This is a genomic window from Paracoccus sp. NFXS7 (genome assembly GCF_040148865.1).
In the GTDB taxonomy this organism is placed as follows: Bacteria; Pseudomonadota; Alphaproteobacteria; order Rhodobacterales; family Rhodobacteraceae; genus Paracoccus; species Paracoccus marcusii.
In genome coordinates this window covers 68843-83695 of record NZ_JAKEKV010000001.1, presented here as the reverse complement: position 1 = coordinate 83695, position 14853 = coordinate 68843, and the positions used below count along the sequence as shown (strand labels likewise).

The following is a 14853-nucleotide window of genomic DNA, read 5'->3' as shown; positions in this document are numbered from 1 at the left end:
CCGAGGCCCCCTGACCCCGCTTTCGGTCGCGCCCACTGGCCACAGCCACTAAGCCCGTCAGGCCCAAAGTCAGCGACGAAAGGCTGATATGCGCGACGGGCCCGAAGGCCCGCCTGGTCGATAATCCTGAGAATGGGGTGCGGGGTCATTTGGACCATGACGTCCATCCATTGCCCTTGTCGTTGGTCTCTGCATCGCGCATGCGCTGGCCGAAGTCTTCGCCGAGCCTGATGCCGCGATAGCCGGTGACACCCGACTTGCCGGGCGTGAAGGTTTTCTGGGTCTCTGGGTGCCGCCAGCTGTCTGCCTTGCCTTTAAGCTTGTTGGACACTGTCCTGCCGCCCCATCGCGTCTCGCCTCGCTCTTCCATCCAGAAGTTGAAGGCCTCGATCAGCTCGCGCGCTGTCATGAAGTCGCCCTCATAACCCGTGACGATAGTTGCATCGGCCAGGAAGCTTCCGGTTGGGTCACTGTCCTTGCGATAGTCCTCCGTGGCGGCCAAGACCTCGTCCGGCTCCTGCAGGCCGCCATCGAGGAAGTCGAGCAGGCCCTGGACCATCCAGTTGAAGATGCCTGATCGCTCCTCCCAAAGGATGGCGTCTAGGTCCTTCTTGGCGATGCGTTTATGCTCGGGGATCTGGATCGGGAACTTGACCAGCATGAGGCGACGCCAGATCCCATCGTCACCGCCGCGGATGTCGGGCAGGTGGTTGCCGCTGATCGTCAGCTTGAAATAGGGCTGCACCACGATCATGCCGGAGAACAGATCCCGGATCATCATCGGCTCGCCACCGGTCAGCGCCTTGATCAGGGCTTCCTGTAAGCGCTCACCCTCTTCGGGTTCCGAGGTCCGGACGCTGCGGGCACCGATCAGGGGGATCATGTCGGGCTGCGAGTCCGAGCCGGACTTCTTGTTCTTGCCGGTCAGGCTCTCGATCTTCGCAGTTGCCGAATAGTCGCCCATGATACGTGAGACGATGTCCACCAGGACGGATTTGCCGTTTGCGCCGGCCCCGTGGAAGAAGGCCAGTTTCTGGACGGGGATGCCGCTCATGGAGAGGCCAAACCAGCGCTGCAGGAACCGCCGCACGTCGATGTTCGGCTGGATCTGCAACAGGAAGTCGTCGAAGCGCGGACAGGTCGCGGCGGGGTCATAATCCACCGGCATCAGCTTGCTCAGCATGTGGGCCCGGTCGTGGGGCATCAATTTGACCGCGGGCTTCGGGCCCATGCCCAAATCGCCAGTTGGGTCGATGTAGAAGCGCAGCGTCCCCGTCAGCGTGTTCACCACCAGGTCGTCCTGGTCCAGATCGTCAACGGTGATCGAGCGCATGACCGAGGCCTCGGCTGCCATGTTCGTCATCGGCCCCGAATTGCCAGCGTTCTTGGCATGGGTGATGCGGCGACCGATGGCCGTCTTATGTCCCTTAAGGGCGGTCTCAATATTGCGGAGGCGCCCGGCAATGTTGCCTAGTTCACCGAGCAGGGCCTCGTCGGCAGCATACCCGGCGGTGCTCTCGATCTCGGCCCGGCGCTTGATCAGCTGGAACTCCTCCTCCAGCAGTTTGCGATCGCGAGGCGAAGGCAGGATGAAGTCGATCTCCTGCTCGATCAGCGCCGACATCTGCTGGGCCATGGTGCGGATTCGCGGCGAGAGCCCCTTGGTGATCTCGGCATCCTTACGCCAACGCATCCCGTCCCAGATGTGCCAGCCCACCTGCGAGACGTAATGAACATCCTGACCAAAATGCACCACGAAGCGCCGGGCATTCCCGATGTCGTTGAGGGGCTCGGCGGCTGCGACCGCAACGGGGTCGGGGGTCTCGCCATCACCCTGCCCATCGCGATCGTCCGGGGGCGGAGGTGGCGGCAGATAGCCCTCTGGGTAACTGTCGGCGGGGTCGCCGTCATAGGCGTCCTGCGGCAGATCCATGCCATCAGGCAGATCGACCTCCTCTTCCGCAGCCATGGCGGCCCGGACCTTCTCGATACCGTCGTCGGTCATCTGTCATCCTTTCGCCGTGCGACGTCTTGTGCGCCCATCAGCAGGTCGTTCATGTCGATGCCCTCGCCCGGGTGGACGATGGCGGCGGTAAGGCCGGGACGCAGCGCCATGGCGCGGCGAAGGCCGGAAAGGAGTTTGGCGCGGGTCAGCTTCGGATCGCTGTCGCCGTCCTGGACGAAGACCAGGCGCTTGATCCAAGCGGGCGGCACGAAGGCATCGAGGTCGGTCAGATCCGGAATGCCAGCATACTTGAGGCCGGGCCCCAGCTTGCGCGCTCCGGCCATGTTGCCGAGATCGACCCCGGCCCAGTACGCAGCGCCCGCGGCGTGAGCTGCGGCGACCATCGCCGACAGCGTCGTCTCGATGCCTTCGGCCATCACCAGGCAGGTGGCATCGCGCGGGGTGAAGATGCGGATCGCGCCGCCCTTCTTCGAGCCGTAGACCTTTTTCGATGGCACCAGCTCGCCCGGCTTGGCCGGGTTAATGACGACAACCTTGCCCTTGGGCTGGTCGAGGTCGATCCATGTGCGATGCACGCCCGTCAGGGTGCCGTCGGGGCCGAGGATCGCGGCCAGCATTGCCGGACCCTCGTGCACCGTGATGAACTCGCCCCGGCGGCCATCGCCCGGCACCACGAGGCGGGCGGCGGGCTCGAAACGGAAACAGCGCGGCAGCTGCGCACCGGCGCGCGGACGGATCCCGCGGCGGGCGAGGTAGTCTACGACCACGGTGCCATCAGCCGGGCCCGAATGATCCCAGATCTTGCGGGCCTGGGCGATGGCATCGGTGCGGCGTCGCGCGGCGTCGGCCTCGCGCGCACGGCGATGCTCTTCGGCCTTTCGTTCCTGCTCGGCCAGCTGCTGCGGCGTAAGTTCCTGCCTGGGTCCGACGAGCCAGTCCAATGCGGCCGGGAAGTCCAGGCCTAGCACCAGCTGCACCAGGGCGATCTGGTCGCCCCTGGCATCGCAGCGGCGACAGAAGATCACGTCCTTGCGCGGATTGATCGAGAAGCGGTCCTTGCCCCCGCAGCCGGGGCAGGGACCGACCAGCTCGCCGCCGGTGCGCACCAAGCCGCCGATGGCCAGCCTATCGACCAGCTCCAGCATCGGCACCTGATGCGCCATGGCGATTCGCGGATCCTCACGCACCGGTCTGCGCCTCGTGGTCGACCAGCCAGCGCAGCGCGCGCAGCAGATCGGCCTGACCATCCAGCAGGATATGGCCGTGCCGATCGGTCAGGTCCGCGAACAGCATCGCCTTCCAGCGCCCGGTCACTGCGGCAGGTTCGCAGCCCAGCTGGTCGGCGATCTCGGCCAGGGCGCGACGGATTGCCAAGCCCTCGGCCAAGAACAGGTCATCGGCGGCGGTGAAGCTGCCGCGCGGCAGGGTCAGCAGGTGCGACAGGATACGGATCTGCCGCCCGGGCTGATTCTCGGCGATGGCGGCCTGTAGGGTGGCGCGGATGCGCGCCTGCTTCGGATCCGCGTCCTGGGGCGCGGGCTCCGGTGCAGTGGCAGGTTTTGGTGCGGGTGACGAGGCCAAAGGCGCGGCAGGCGCGATCCTCGGGGCAGCGTGTGGCGCGACTGTCAGGGGCGGCATGACCACCGGGGGCGTCTGGACTGCCTTGGCTTTGGCAGGGGGCGTGGACTTCGCATTGGTCGAGGCCTTGGGCCTGCGCGCCGGGGCAGTCTTGGCGGGTGCGGCCTTGGCCTTGCGTGCCGGGGTCAGGGCATCAGCGGGGTCGGCCTTCTTGAACCGGCCCTTGGGACGGCCGGGCACCGTGATCGGACCGGTACCGCGAACGCCATAGCGCTTGATGGCGATCTGGGTTGCGGCCACAGGGCGCCCGAGGATGCGAGCGACCTCGGAGGGTCCCTTGCCGCCCGTCAGCAGCTCACGCGCCTGCTGCAGCTCTTCCAGCGTCCAAGGCAGGCCCTTCTTGTTGATCGCGACTGGCGCGGGCGCGACCTCGGCGACGGGCGCGGTGATCGCGGTCGCCGGGGCGGCGGCGATCGCAGGCGCCGGGGCGGCCAAAGCCGGTGCGGTGCGCGAAACATAGACCGCCAGGTCCACGAAGCTGGCGGGCCGGATCGGGTCAGGCATGCGAGCCGCCAGGTCGCGCAGAAGCGCCAGCGGGATCAGGTCAGCGCGGCTCATTTCACACCCCGCGCGGCATCCCAGTGCGCGCCGAGCGCCCACCGGTCAAAATCGTTCATGGCGGCCGCGATCTGGTGCACCGTGCCGCGGTGGATCGCAGGCGTCCGGCCGACTTGGCCTGCCGCCTGGATCAACGGAAGCATCGCCCCATCGCGCGTAGCCTGTTCGGCACACTTGGCGACGATGTCGGCCAGCATCGCGTGCTCGCGCGCATCAGGCGTCAGCGGCGGGCGCGACAACACGGCCAGGCCGTGGATCAGCGCACGATCGAATTGCTTCAGCTTCATGGATCAACCCTCGATATCGGCGCGCGAGACAGGCGCGGGCCAGGTTGCGCGCCGGACAGCATCGAACAGCACGTCGCCCGCTTGCTGCAGGGCGGACGGGTCGCGCTTGGCGCAGGGAAAGCGGTCGGCGAAATCTGTCAGCGCGACACGCAGCGGATCCTCGACCCCAAAGCTTTTGTTCACCGCGATCACGGCCAAGCGCAGGGAGTTCACGTCCGGCGTGGCCAGCTTGGCGCGCATGGCGACGCCAAGGGTGATCTGCATCGCGGCAATCCTGTGATCGGTGGTGGGCATCGCAGCCTCCGGCTCTGGGATGAACCGGGGCGCCCGCAGGGAGGAGGAGTGGCGGGCGCCCCGGAAGCCGCGCGTGAGGGACCGCGCGGATGGGGATGAAAAGGACGCGGCGGTCAGGCCGCCGCGCCAGGTGCCGGATCCGGACAGGCGGATGCGGAGTAATGGTGCCCTGCCACCTTCTGGCAGCTCTCGGCCGGGCCAGCCGCAGGTTCCACAATCCCGGTCGTTCCCACATTCACCCGAAGGCGGCCGGAATAGTGGCTTGGGCGGGGGGTCTCACCCCTGGACGGGCCGTGCTTCCTGCCCATCTCTCCCGCCTTCGGGTGTCCTGTGGACCCGATCTGCATGTCAGCCCGCCATGATCTCGGCATAGCGGGGCAGGGTCCGCGTCGCGTGATCGACGTGGTGCCCATAGGGGGCATTCAGGGCGTCGAACCAGTTGCACGCGGTCTGAAAGGTGACGCCGAAATGAACGGCGCAGGCCTCGCGGCTGGAGAAGCTGGCGATCATCAGAAGCGACCAGTTGCGGCCAAAGACCGCACGGTCGGCACCATGATGAACGTGGGCGCGACGGGCCGCCTGGTGCCCCCGTCCGCGCCCCTCAAGGAGGTTGGACTGGGACATTTGACGGTGCGACGCATCAGGCTGCGTCCGACGAAGCATCGGGTTGGGACAGGTCATGAGAGTTCTCTTGGTTGGAGGATGGAGGTGGCGGCGACTTAGCCGCAAAGTCGGGAAAGAAGTGTTCGGGTGTGAGCGCGATGCCCTCCCGAACAGCCTCAAGAAGGAGGGTCTGCTGGACTTCTGCCGGGACCAATCCGCCAGTGCCGCCGCGGTCCTTGGGATAGGTCCAACGGTGGACACGGGACACCGCCCGGCCCGTCATTCGTGCAACGGCTTTGAAGCCACCACATATTTCGATGATCGTGTTCGCAGGTTCCATCATGGGGCTGTTTATTGCGGTAATCGCAATGAATGACAAGTACCATTTTTGCGATCATCGCAATATCTTCGGCTTGCGATCTGCGCAACAAGACGGAATGGAGATCATTGATGCAGAATGGATCCGAGCTCGGCTGACCGGTAAACGCGGAGAGCTGGCCGATCTTGCCAGGGCGATGGGCGTCAAGCCGGACATCGTAACAAAAATCTTGAAGGGTGAACGGCGCGTTCAACCCGGCGAGATGCTAGCTGTTAAAGCTCATCTTGATGGCTCGGCTGTTCCGGCCCTGGATGAGACAACGCGTCGGCTATTGGAAAACATCCCAAAACTAACCGCCCAAGAGCGGGGTCTGCTGCTAGCTGCAGCAGAAGGTATGATCGCTCAGCACCCTGACGAAGAGCCGTGATTCGTTCGATCTGATCGCAAACACTCTCCGCATCGGTCATCTACCTATCGCCTCCATATGAGAACATTAAGCGAACATTTGCTTACCAGACAAGGTGCCTCGGCAAATTGTGTGAACTTGGTCGTGCGCCAGCCCTGGGGCGGAGACTCGGTGTCTGACAGCGCTACAGACGTGTCGCAACAATTAATTTGCGAAAAACGCAAATTACAGGCTTGCCAATCATTTCGTTAATCGCAATGTTAGGTCCCATCGAAACCCGATGGAGACCCCGGCCATGCGCCCCGTCTACAGCAATACCGTTTCTCTGCCCGTGACGCCTGCCGCTGTCGCTGACGCGATGGCGGTGCTGTCGACCCCTGACCTCGCCTCCCGCCTGCCGGAGAGCATCCGCCGCATGGCGTGGAACGTGGCCATGAGCAGCATGGGCTTCCGCGTCACGCAGCGGCGCCATGTGGCCAACCTTCATCGGGGGCCGCAATGACCGCCGATCAGAAACCGCTCAGCCTGGCCGATGCCGAGATGATCAGGCGAACCCGCCACTTGGGGTGGGACAGCGGCACCTATGCCGAGGCACAGGATCTGCGCCTCGCAGCCATGCGCGAGGGACTTTCGCCACAAGCTTTTGACCAGGACGCCCCGGAATACCGCGCCGCGATCCGACGCGCCCACCTGGTGGGTCTCGCGGGCGGACTGGTGCTTCCCTTCGTCTGCCTCGTGATCGGCATCGCTCTCTACGACGCCATCAACACCAACTGGCCGGTGGTCTGCGACGGCACTGCCGCGCTGCCCAGCTGCGCGGCCCGCATCCTTGGAGCACTGACATGACCCGCATCACGCAAGAACTGCGCGACGAGATCACCAGCGCCATGCTGGGCATCGTCGAACGCTTCGACGTCGACCCGATCGACATGCCGCCGCTAGCCCATGCCGCCGCAGCCGAGTGCTGCCGCGTCGTTGAGGCACTGGACCGGGGCAGGGCGGTCATCGCAAGCCACCTGCCGCCGAACTGGGAGGCTCTTAGCCAGGCGATCACCATCGTTGTCAGCGATGATGCCCAGCAGTGGGACAGGGTCCGGAGGATGGCATTGCAGGAAGGGGTCCGGTCATGACTGTCATCAAGAACCTCCCTGTTCAGCAGGAAATCCTCGGCAAGCTGCTGACCGATCACCTCAAGGCCGCGATGGCCGCGCAGACGCAGTCGGTCAGGAGGGTGCTGAAATGACTCAGCCCATCACCCACCGCGGCGTCACGATCCGTCAGTTCGACATACCCTGCACGCCCTACGTCTGGACCCACGACGAAACCGACGGTCACGGAACCGCAGAAACTTTGGACCAAGCGCGCGCGCAGATCGACGCGCACCTGGCGAAGCAGGAGGCAGCATGACCAGCCCGCGCACGATGGCCCTGGCAGCCATCATTCACTACGATTGCACGGCCCACACTTGGGCGCGCACGTCGGCCGAGGTCGCCGCAGATCTAGTCGCCCGGTACCCCGCACCGCGCGAGTGGGGCGTTACCGCTCGCCACGTCGCCCGCGTGGCCCGCGAGAAGGGTTGGAGCAACCGCCTGCGCGGCAGCGGCACTCCGGTCATGCAGGGCACGCCGAAGACCTTCAGCATGGACGATGAGCTGGCCGCCATGGACGGCGGGCGCGGCTATGACGACGAGGAGCTGGTGGCTTGATTGCCCTTCGCGTCCTGATCGCCTGCGAGACATCTGGCGTGATGCGCCGGGCCTTTGCGGCCCGCGGCCATGACGTGTGGTCCTGCGATCTCCTCGCGGCCGAGGACGGCAGCAACCGTCACATCCGGGGCGACGTGCGCGACATCCTAGGCGATGGCTGGGACCTGATGGCCGTGATGCACCCACCCTGCACCCGCCTCTGCCGTTCCGGCCGGCGCTGGATGTCCGGGCCGGGCAAGTGGACACCTCCCAAGCAGCTGCCAAAGGGCCGCACCTGGTCGAGCATGCGCGTTGAGTTTGAGGCGGGCGTGGACCTGTTCACTGCCTGCTGGCGCGCGCCGATCGAGCGGGTCGCGATCGAGAACCCCGAGATGAACGACCTTGCCAAGGACCGGATGCCGGCAGACCTGCCTGCGCCGCAGATCGTGCAGCCGTTCTGGTTCGGCGAGCCAGCCTATAAGGCCACCGGTTTCTATCTGCGCGGCCTGCCGCAGCTGGTGGCGACGAACATGCTGCCCGAGCCGGAACGCGGAAGCGAAGAGTGGAAGGCATGGAGCGCGATCCACCGCGCGCCGCCGGGCCCGGACCGATGGAAGATCCGCAGCAGAACATTCGCAGGCGTGGCCGATGCCAGCGCCGATCAGTGGGGCGGCCATGCCGTCCAGGCACAGGAGATGACGGGATGACCACCACGGGTAAACTGACGGACGAGCAATGGTTGATCCAGCACTTTGAGGATGATGCCGAAGCATGCTCCGCGGTGAACGGCAGCAAGGATATCACCACTAAAGACGCCCGCCGCGCCGAGGTGAAGGTAAAGCGTCTGATCCGGGAGCGTGACGATGCCCGCCGCGCGTCGCAGGCCGCCCCCGCCCCGTCTGATGGGCTGCGGGAGGAACCCTGCTCAGGCACGCTTCTGGAGTGGATGACCTACCACGACCAGCCTTTGCAGCTTTGGCGCGAAGCCAATGAGAGCGGCATCTCCGAAGGGTCGTGGGTGGTTGTCGACAATCACAAGGGAACCGTCATGGGTTCCGGTCCGACAGCAGAGGACGCGCTACGCGAGGCTTACACCGAAGCCCTTTCCGCATCACCCGCGCAGGCGGGGAAAGGCCCGCTTACAGACCGCCAGCTGCGTGACCAGATCACCGGCGAGAACAGATGACCACCGTCCTGCACCAGTTCAACGACCTGCGGCCCTTCGGCGGCTTCGACCTGATCATGGCCGATCCCCCATGGCGCTATGAGATGCGGTCCGAGAAAGGCGAGACGCGGTCCCCGCAGGCCAAGTACGCCTGCATGACGATCGACGAGATCGCCGCACTGCCCGTCGCGGCATTGGCCGCACCAAACTGCCTGCTGTGGCTGTGGGGCTTGAACACGATGCTTCCTCAGGCCTTGGCAATGATCGAGGCCTGGGGCTTTGAATACAAGACGTCGGGCCACTGGGTGAAGACAACCGTGAACGGCAAGCTGAATATGGGCATGGGCTACATCCTGCGCGGCGCCGGCGAGCCGTTCTTGATCGGCACGCGCGGTGCGCCGAAGACGACCAGCTCCACCAGGTCCGTCATCATGGGCCAGATCCGCGAGCATAGCCGCAAGCCGGAGGAGGCCTTCGCCGAGGCAGAGAAGCTGATGCCTGGCGCCCGGCGCGTCGAGGTGTTCAGCCGTCAGAGGCGGGCAGGGTGGTCGAACTGGGGTCACGAGTCCGACAAATTCGAGGAGGCCAGCTGATGCCACCGCTTTTATGGACGCCGGACGAAGCTGCCGCCTATCTAAAGGTCTCCCAAAAGACATTACAGCGGCTTCGGAATAGAGGTCTCCCATACGTCATGATCTCCAGCGGCACGATCAGGTACCGCCCGGACGATCTTACCACATTCATCGAGGACCGCGTCCAGCAATGCCCTACCGCCCGAAAGGCTCGCGCTTCTGGCACTTCGACTTCCAAATCCGGGGTCGTCGATTTCACGGCAGTTGCGGCACGGATGACTACGAGGAAGCGAAAGCAGTAGAGGCCGCCGAACGTGTTAAGGCGCGGGCAGCGCCCGAGATCACGAAACGCTTCACCCTGTCCCAAGCGCTCGGGACATACTGGACGGACATTTGCCAGCACCAGTCTAGTGCCAGCACGGCGCGCAGCCAGAGCGCAATGATCCTTAGCGTGATGGACGGTAAGGCCCCAATGGCCGACATCACCAATGCCGACATCATGAAGTTCGTCGCGCGCCGTCGCGCAGTAGCCGCGAATGCAACGGTCAATCGCCAGCTGCAACTCCTTGGCCGCGCATTGCGTCATATGGCACGGGTGCACGGCGCCGAAATGCCGAACATCGACCTTCGACGCGCAGAGAACGCCGAGCCTGACGAGAGGGTCCGTGAACTGACGCAAGCCGAGCAGGCACGCCTCTTCGAGCATCTAAGATCTGACCTCAAGCCATTCGTGACATTCGCCCTGCTGACCGGTGCGCGCCTGGCGACGGTCTGTGATCTGAAATGGGCGGATATCGATCACCACGAGCGCCGCATTCTCTTCCGGGTGAAAGGCGGTAAGCAGATGCGGTTCCCGCTCAGCCGGGAAGTTGCGGCACTGTTGTCGGCGCTGCCTCGTGCCACGTTGCCGGATCACCGCGAATACGTTTTCACCTATGAGGACCAGCTGCGGAAGGATCGGCCGCGCAAGCGCATCGTCGGCAGCGGCGGGATGATGCAGGACTTCCGAGAAGCCCTCGCTGCGGCAGAAATACGTGATTTCCGATTTCATGACTTGCGCCACACGTTTGCGACGCGGCTGCTGCGGCAGACCGGGAACCTGAAACTGGTCAGCCGCCTCCTCGGCCACGCCGACGTGACAACGACGACGCGATATGCCCATGTACTGGACCAGGATCTGGCCGAGGCGCTAGACGGCTTCAGTGTCCTCGGCGGGACCGAATCCCGAAGAAACTCCCGAAGCGACAGGAAAAGGTGAACGGAAACAATGTCGCAAGAGAATGACACCGGGCTTCCCAAGCTTACGACGAGGGTTCGATTCCCTTCACCCGCTCCACTTCCCGATCTGTATCTGATGCGCCATGGCGAGACGCTGTGGAACGTCGAAGGCCGCCTGCAGGGCCGCGGCAATTCCCCCTTGTCCGACCGTGGGATACGTCAGGCCGGATGGCTGGCGCATCTGACGCGCGGGATCGACGGCTTTCGCGTCTCCAGCCCGCTTGGACGGGCCGACCAGACGGCGCGGATCGTGTTCGGCGACAGGTTCCGGCATGATGCGCGCCTCTCCGAAATCTGCGTGGGTGAATTTGCGGGGCACCTGGAGCGTGATCTGCGCCGCAGCCATCCCGACCTGTTCCGAGGTGGCGACTTGGCGTGGTACGACCGCTGCCCGGGCGGCGAAGGGTTCGCCGCACTGGAGGTACGGTGCCGGGCATTCCTGATGAACCTGACCGGCCCCACGCTGGTCGTGACCCATGGCATCACCCTGCGCATGCTGCGATGCCTTGCCTTGGGCCAAGCCCCCGCACATCTGGCCCAGGGGGTGATTCACCAAGGTGGAATCCACATGATCCGCAACGGTGCGGAAACCGTCATGCGCCACGTGGATGATGTCTGATCCGCCCTTGCCAAGCGGTACCCAAATCGGTTTTATGCGCGGCGAGCGTGGCCCGTTAGCTCAGTGGTAGAGCGTCCCGTTTACACCGGGCCGGTCGGGAGTTCGAATCTCTCACGGGCCACCATGCATCATTTCCGACATCACGACAGCATGGCCCCAAAATGGGACATTGGCACTATTCTGTTGAAAAATGCCACATTGGCCATCGAAACGGAACTGATGGAAAATGGCGGAGAGGGTGGGATTCGAACCCACGGAACCCTTGCAGGCTCAACGGTTTTCGAGACCGCCCCGTTCGACCACTCCGGCACCTCTCCGCGCTTCTTGGTGTGGTGACGCGGAATTAGAGGGGTGGGGGTTGAAGCGCAAGAGGGTTTGGACGAAAAAATCCCGACCGTCGAAATTTTTCGCGAAAGGTGCGGGACATGCTGACCATTCTGGGATTGCTTGCCGTTCTGGCACCTCCTGTACCTGCAGTGCCGCCGCCCGCGGACGTCCATCTGGTGCAGATGCAGCAAGACCCGGCCGACCGCATGTGGCGCACCCTGGACCTAGCCGCGCTGATGCCGATCCTGCAGGAGGAGGCCGTGACCGAGGCCGCCCGGATGGAGGGCGAGGGGCTGATCGCCGGGGGCGGCTTGCCGTGGGCCCGTGTCGTCGCGCGAATCCACGACACCCCGCGGATGGAGGCGCTGTTCCGGGCGGGCGTCCGCGACGCCGCCGCGCGCATGGACCCGCAGCTGGTGGATCGCGCACTGGCCTTTCACGGGTCCGGCCTGGGCCAGCGGGTCATCCGCCTGGAGGGGTCCGCGCGGCGCGCCCTGCTGGAGGACGGGGTCGAGGATCAGGCACGGGCGGACTTTGCCCGCGCCCTGCGCAACGGTGATCCGCGTGCGGAACAGATCGTCCAGCTGATCAACGGGGCGGACCTGATCGCGCCCAATGTCGCGGGTGGCCTGAACGCGGCCATCGCCTTTTCCCGCGGCTATGCCGAAGGGGGCGGGTTCGACATGGCTCCGGATCAGCAGCAGCTGATGGCCGATGCCTGGGCGCAGCGCGACCAGATCGAGGCGGAGGCGACGGTCTGGCTGCAGGGTTTCCTGATGCTGGCCTATGGCCCGCTGAGCGACGCCGAACTTGCGGATTATGCCCAGCACGCCGCATCGGCCGAGGGGCAGGCGCTGTCGCAGCTGCTGTTTGCGGGGTTCGACCGGGTTTTCGGACAGACCTCGTATGACATGGGCATGGCCGCGGCGCTTCGCGGTCAGGGACAGCAGCTTTGATCGTCGTCGTCGGCGCATTGGCGCAGCCGCAGCTGGGCGCGGTGCTGGGCCTTGACGGAACGCCCGTCGAGGTACCGGGTGTCCTGACCGGCGGCCACTGGGCGGGGGTCGTGCTTGACGGCTGGCCCGCGCTGCTGCCTGCGCCGGGGTCGGTCCCGGGGTTGGCCATACAGCCTACGCCGCAGCTGGATCGCTATGCCGCGGTGATGCGCCTGACGGTGCAGGAGGTGGGCGGGATGCAGGTCATGGGCATCGGACCCGGACCCGCCGCGGATCACGCGCCGATCGTCGACCGTGACGCGATCGCCGCCGAAATCGCAGTCCAGATCCTGCAGGCACCCGAAGGGACCGGGGCAGACCTGCTGGCATGGCGGCTGCCGATGATGGGGATCTGGGCGGGCAGCCGGCTGCGCGCCCGCGCATCGGCGCCGTCGGGGCAGGGAATCGTCCCGCAGCGTCCCGCCGATGCGTTGCGCGTTCAGCAGCGCAGTCAGCCGTTCCTGGGGTTCTTCGGGGTCGAACGGCAGGTGCTGACCCATGCCCTGCATCAGGGCGGCCAGACCGCCCCCATGACCCGCGAGGCGTTCCTGTCGGGCGATGCTGCCGTCATGCTGCCTTGGGACCCTGTCCGCGACCGCGTTCTGGTGATCGAGCAGTTCCGCATGGCCCCCGCCCTTCGCGGCGATCCGCAGCCATGGCTGCTGGAGCCAGTCGCGGGTCGCGTGGACGCCGGTGAGACCCCCGAGGCCGCGATCCTGCGCGAGGCGCGGGAGGAAGCGGGGCTGCAGGTGACGCGGCTGATCCCGGCCTTCAACGCCTATCCCAGCCCCGGCGCGCTGTGCGAGTTTCTGTATCACTATGTCGGCATCGCGGACTTGCCGGACGGCTGCGCCGGTGTCCACGGGCTGGATTCCGAGGCGGAGGATATTCGCGGCCACCTGATGGACCGCGAAACGCTGTCCGCGCTGGTGGATGCGGGACAGATCGCCAACGGGCCGCTGGCCACCCTGTCCCTGTGGCTTGACGCGCGGCGGGACCGGCTGCGGGCACCGGTCTGAGGGGCAGGGCGGGGTTGCCCCTCCAACCCGGGGGCGTATAGGTAAATGGAAAGTCCTGCACCTGTGAACAAAGGGTCGATCGCCATGCGAATCTATTCTGATCTGGCCGACGCGATCGGCAACACCCCGTTGATCCGCCTGAACCGCGCCAGCGAGGAGACCGGCTGCGAGATCCTCGGCAAGGCCGAATTCATGAACCCCGGCCAGTCGGTCAAGGACCGCGCGGCGCTGTACATCATCAAGGATGCGGTCGCGCGCGGCGCGCTGCGCCCCGGCGGCACCATCGTCGAGGGGACGGCCGGCAATACCGGCATCGGCCTGGCCTTAGTCGGCGCATCGATGGGGTTCAAGTCGGTGATCGTCATCCCCGAGACCCAAAGCCAGGAAAAGAAGGACATGCTGCGGCTGGCCGGCGCGACCCTGGTCGAGGTTCCGGCCGCCCCCTACAAGAACCCCAACAACTATGTCCGATATTCCGGCCGTCTGGCCGAGGCGCTGGCGCGCACCGAGCCGAACGGGGCCATCTGGGCCAACCAGTTCGACAACGTGGCCAACCGCCAGGCCCATGTCGAGACGACCGGACCCGAGATCTGGGACCAGACCGACGGCAAGGTCGACGGGTTCATCTGCGCGGTGGGCTCCGGCGGCACGCTGGCGGGCGTCGCGGACGCGCTGCAGCACAAGGGCGTCAAGATCGGCCTTGCCGATCCCGAAGGCGCGGCCCTGCATTCGTTCTACACCACCGGAGAGTTCGACAGCCCCGGCAGTTCGATCACCGAAGGCATCGGCCAGGGCCGCATCACGGCCAACCTGGAGGGGTTCACCCCCGATTACAGCTGGCGCATCTCCGATGAGGAAGCGCTGCCCATCGTCTTCGACCTGCTGCGGGACGAGGGGCTGTGCCTGGGCGGATCGTCCGGCATCAACATCGCGGGCGCCATCCGCATGGCGCGCGAGATGGGGCCGGGCCATACGATCGTCACCATCCTGTGCGATTACGGAACCCGCTATCAGACAAAGCTGTTCAACCCCGACTTTCTGCGCGCCAAGGGCCTTCCCGTACCGGAATGGCTGACCCGTCCGGCGCCGGATCTGCCGCAGGTATACGAAGACTGAAAGGTT

21 protein-coding genes and 2 tRNA genes are annotated in these 14853 nt (G+C 65.5%); 16 read left to right on the top strand and 7 right to left on the bottom strand.

What is annotated here, in order from left to right; genetic code table 11:
• Positions 1–145: 145 nt before the first annotated feature.
• The 6 genes from LZ686_RS00430 to LZ686_RS00405 form a co-directional block, all read right to left on the bottom strand.
• Entirely contained in the window at positions 146–2005 is a 1860-nt protein-coding gene (locus LZ686_RS00430; protein ID WP_349546642.1) for a phage/plasmid primase, P4 family, read from the bottom strand.
• Positions 2002–3129 carry a DUF7146 domain-containing protein gene (locus tag LZ686_RS00425; RefSeq protein WP_349546641.1) on the bottom strand — a complete coding sequence of 376 codons (1128 nt, stop codon included), beginning with the start codon at positions 3127–3129 and terminating at the stop codon, positions 2002–2004. The genes LZ686_RS00430 and LZ686_RS00425 overlap by 4 nt, the downstream gene beginning before the upstream one ends.
• Before the next feature lie 16 nt (positions 3130–3145).
• Positions 3146–4162 (bottom strand): hypothetical protein, encoded by a 1017-nt coding sequence (locus LZ686_RS00420; protein WP_349546640.1) that lies wholly within the window; start codon positions 4160–4162, stop codon positions 3146–3148.
• Positions 4159–4449 (bottom strand): hypothetical protein, encoded by a 291-nt coding sequence (locus LZ686_RS00415; RefSeq protein WP_349546639.1) that lies wholly within the window; start codon positions 4447–4449, stop codon positions 4159–4161. Before LZ686_RS00415 ends, LZ686_RS00420 begins: the two co-directional genes overlap by 4 nt.
• 3 nt (positions 4450–4452) lie before the next feature.
• Positions 4453–4743, bottom strand: coding sequence for a hypothetical protein (locus LZ686_RS00410; RefSeq protein ID WP_349546638.1), 291 nt, complete (start codon positions 4741–4743; stop codon positions 4453–4455).
• 348 nt (positions 4744–5091) lie between these two features.
• On the bottom strand, positions 5092–5367 hold the full coding sequence (locus LZ686_RS00405; protein WP_349546637.1) for a hypothetical protein: 276 nt from the start codon (positions 5365–5367) through the stop codon (positions 5092–5094).
• Positions 5368–5687: 320 nt separating this feature from the next.
• Between LZ686_RS00405 and LZ686_RS00400 the strand changes: the two genes are divergently transcribed.
• The 13 genes from LZ686_RS00400 (at position 5688) to LZ686_RS00345 (ending at position 11514) form a co-directional block, all read left to right on the top strand.
• On the top strand, positions 5688–6092 hold the full coding sequence (locus tag LZ686_RS00400) for a hypothetical protein (RefSeq protein WP_349546636.1): 405 nt from the start codon (positions 5688–5690) through the stop codon (positions 6090–6092).
• 274 nt (positions 6093–6366) lie between these two features.
• A complete protein-coding gene (locus tag LZ686_RS00395) occupies positions 6367–6573 on the top strand; it encodes a hypothetical protein (protein ID WP_349546635.1) in 207 nt (68 codons plus the stop codon).
• Complete coding sequence (locus LZ686_RS00390) at positions 6570–6917, top strand: hypothetical protein (protein WP_349546634.1); 348 nt, start codon at positions 6570–6572, stop codon at positions 6915–6917. Before LZ686_RS00395 ends, LZ686_RS00390 begins: the two co-directional genes overlap by 4 nt.
• Positions 6914–7201 carry a hypothetical protein gene (locus LZ686_RS00385; protein WP_349546633.1) on the top strand — a complete coding sequence of 96 codons (288 nt, stop codon included), beginning with the start codon at positions 6914–6916 and terminating at the stop codon, positions 7199–7201. The genes LZ686_RS00390 and LZ686_RS00385 overlap by 4 nt, the downstream gene beginning before the upstream one ends.
• 109 nt (positions 7202–7310) lie before the next feature.
• Positions 7311–7478, top strand: coding sequence for a hypothetical protein (locus tag LZ686_RS00380; protein WP_349546632.1), 168 nt, complete (start codon positions 7311–7313; stop codon positions 7476–7478).
• Entirely contained in the window at positions 7475–7777 is a 303-nt protein-coding gene (locus tag LZ686_RS00375) for a hypothetical protein (RefSeq protein ID WP_349546631.1), read from the top strand. Before LZ686_RS00380 ends, LZ686_RS00375 begins: the two co-directional genes overlap by 4 nt.
• A gap of 41 nt (positions 7778–7818) precedes the next feature.
• Positions 7819–8463 (top strand): hypothetical protein, encoded by a 645-nt coding sequence (locus LZ686_RS00370; protein ID WP_349547111.1) that lies wholly within the window; start codon positions 7819–7821, stop codon positions 8461–8463.
• Positions 8460–8942, top strand: coding sequence for a hypothetical protein (locus LZ686_RS00365; RefSeq protein ID WP_349546630.1), 483 nt, complete (start codon positions 8460–8462; stop codon positions 8940–8942). Before LZ686_RS00370 ends, LZ686_RS00365 begins: the two co-directional genes overlap by 4 nt.
• Entirely contained in the window at positions 8939–9514 is a 576-nt protein-coding gene (locus tag LZ686_RS00360) for an MT-A70 family methyltransferase (protein ID WP_349546629.1), read from the top strand. The genes LZ686_RS00365 and LZ686_RS00360 overlap by 4 nt, the downstream gene beginning before the upstream one ends.
• On the top strand, positions 9514–9795 hold the full coding sequence (locus LZ686_RS18815; RefSeq protein ID WP_084697134.1) for a helix-turn-helix domain-containing protein: 282 nt from the start codon (positions 9514–9516) through the stop codon (positions 9793–9795). The genes LZ686_RS00360 and LZ686_RS18815 overlap by 1 nt, the downstream gene beginning before the upstream one ends.
• Positions 9684–10751: a tyrosine-type recombinase/integrase gene (locus tag LZ686_RS00355; protein ID WP_349546628.1), complete on the top strand. Its 1068-nt coding sequence runs from the start codon at positions 9684–9686 to the stop codon at positions 10749–10751. The genes LZ686_RS18815 and LZ686_RS00355 overlap by 112 nt, the downstream gene beginning before the upstream one ends.
• Positions 10752–10847: 96 nt before the next feature.
• On the top strand, positions 10848–11390 hold the full coding sequence (locus tag LZ686_RS00350) for a histidine phosphatase family protein (protein ID WP_304613710.1): 543 nt from the start codon (positions 10848–10850) through the stop codon (positions 11388–11390).
• 49 nt (positions 11391–11439) lie between these two features.
• Positions 11440–11514, top strand: a tRNA-Val gene (locus LZ686_RS00345).
• Between the two features lie 103 nt (positions 11515–11617).
• On the opposite strand, the gene LZ686_RS00340 is transcribed toward LZ686_RS00345, so the two are convergent.
• A tRNA-Ser gene (locus tag LZ686_RS00340) sits at positions 11618–11707 on the bottom strand.
• 108 nt (positions 11708–11815) lie between these two features.
• On the opposite strand from LZ686_RS00340, the gene LZ686_RS00335 reads away from it, so the two are divergent.
• From LZ686_RS00335 to LZ686_RS00325, 3 genes are all read left to right on the top strand, one after another.
• Complete coding sequence (locus LZ686_RS00335) at positions 11816–12673, top strand: hypothetical protein (RefSeq protein ID WP_349546627.1); 858 nt, start codon at positions 11816–11818, stop codon at positions 12671–12673.
• Positions 12670–13731 (top strand): NUDIX domain-containing protein, encoded by a 1062-nt coding sequence (locus LZ686_RS00330; RefSeq protein WP_349546626.1) that lies wholly within the window; start codon positions 12670–12672, stop codon positions 13729–13731. The genes LZ686_RS00335 and LZ686_RS00330 overlap by 4 nt, the downstream gene beginning before the upstream one ends.
• A gap of 84 nt (positions 13732–13815) precedes the next feature.
• Positions 13816–14847, top strand: coding sequence for a cysteine synthase A (locus LZ686_RS00325; protein WP_349546625.1), 1032 nt, complete (start codon positions 13816–13818; stop codon positions 14845–14847).
• Positions 14848–14853: the final 6 nt, after the last annotated feature.

Bases quoted from the DNA above. Each gene is read 5' to 3' on its own strand.
- LZ686_RS00430 (WP_349546642.1), bottom strand. From the start codon at position 2,005: ATGACCGACGACGGTATCGAGAAGGTCCGGGCCGCCATGGCTGCGGAA.
- LZ686_RS00425 (WP_349546641.1), bottom strand. From the start codon at position 3,129: ATGGCGCATCAGGTGCCGATGCTGGAGCTGGTCGATAGGCTGGCCATC.
- LZ686_RS00420 (WP_349546640.1), bottom strand. From the start codon at position 4,162: ATGAGCCGCGCTGACCTGATCCCGCTGGCGCTTCTGCGCGACCTGGCG.
- LZ686_RS00415 (WP_349546639.1), bottom strand. From the start codon at position 4,449: ATGAAGCTGAAGCAATTCGATCGTGCGCTGATCCACGGCCTGGCCGTG.
- LZ686_RS00410 (WP_349546638.1), bottom strand. From the start codon at position 4,743: ATGCCCACCACCGATCACAGGATTGCCGCGATGCAGATCACCCTTGGC.
- LZ686_RS00405 (WP_349546637.1), bottom strand. From the start codon at position 5,367: ATGTCCCAGTCCAACCTCCTTGAGGGGCGCGGACGGGGGCACCAGGCG.
- LZ686_RS00400 (WP_349546636.1), top strand. From the start codon at position 5,688: ATGGGGCTGTTTATTGCGGTAATCGCAATGAATGACAAGTACCATTTT.
- LZ686_RS00395 (WP_349546635.1), top strand. From the start codon at position 6,367: ATGCGCCCCGTCTACAGCAATACCGTTTCTCTGCCCGTGACGCCTGCC.
- LZ686_RS00390 (WP_349546634.1), top strand. From the start codon at position 6,570: ATGACCGCCGATCAGAAACCGCTCAGCCTGGCCGATGCCGAGATGATC.
- LZ686_RS00385 (WP_349546633.1), top strand. From the start codon at position 6,914: ATGACCCGCATCACGCAAGAACTGCGCGACGAGATCACCAGCGCCATG.
- LZ686_RS00380 (WP_349546632.1), top strand. From the start codon at position 7,311: ATGACTCAGCCCATCACCCACCGCGGCGTCACGATCCGTCAGTTCGAC.
- LZ686_RS00375 (WP_349546631.1), top strand. From the start codon at position 7,475: ATGACCAGCCCGCGCACGATGGCCCTGGCAGCCATCATTCACTACGAT.
- LZ686_RS00370 (WP_349547111.1), top strand. From the start codon at position 7,819: ATGCGCCGGGCCTTTGCGGCCCGCGGCCATGACGTGTGGTCCTGCGAT.
- LZ686_RS00365 (WP_349546630.1), top strand. From the start codon at position 8,460: ATGACCACCACGGGTAAACTGACGGACGAGCAATGGTTGATCCAGCAC.
- LZ686_RS00360 (WP_349546629.1), top strand. From the start codon at position 8,939: ATGACCACCGTCCTGCACCAGTTCAACGACCTGCGGCCCTTCGGCGGC.
- LZ686_RS18815 (WP_084697134.1), top strand. From the start codon at position 9,514: ATGCCACCGCTTTTATGGACGCCGGACGAAGCTGCCGCCTATCTAAAG.
- LZ686_RS00355 (WP_349546628.1), top strand. From the start codon at position 9,684: ATGCCCTACCGCCCGAAAGGCTCGCGCTTCTGGCACTTCGACTTCCAA.
- LZ686_RS00350 (WP_304613710.1), top strand. From the start codon at position 10,848: ATGCGCCATGGCGAGACGCTGTGGAACGTCGAAGGCCGCCTGCAGGGC.
- LZ686_RS00335 (WP_349546627.1), top strand. From the start codon at position 11,816: ATGCTGACCATTCTGGGATTGCTTGCCGTTCTGGCACCTCCTGTACCT.
- LZ686_RS00325 (WP_349546625.1), top strand. From the start codon at position 13,816: ATGCGAATCTATTCTGATCTGGCCGACGCGATCGGCAACACCCCGTTG.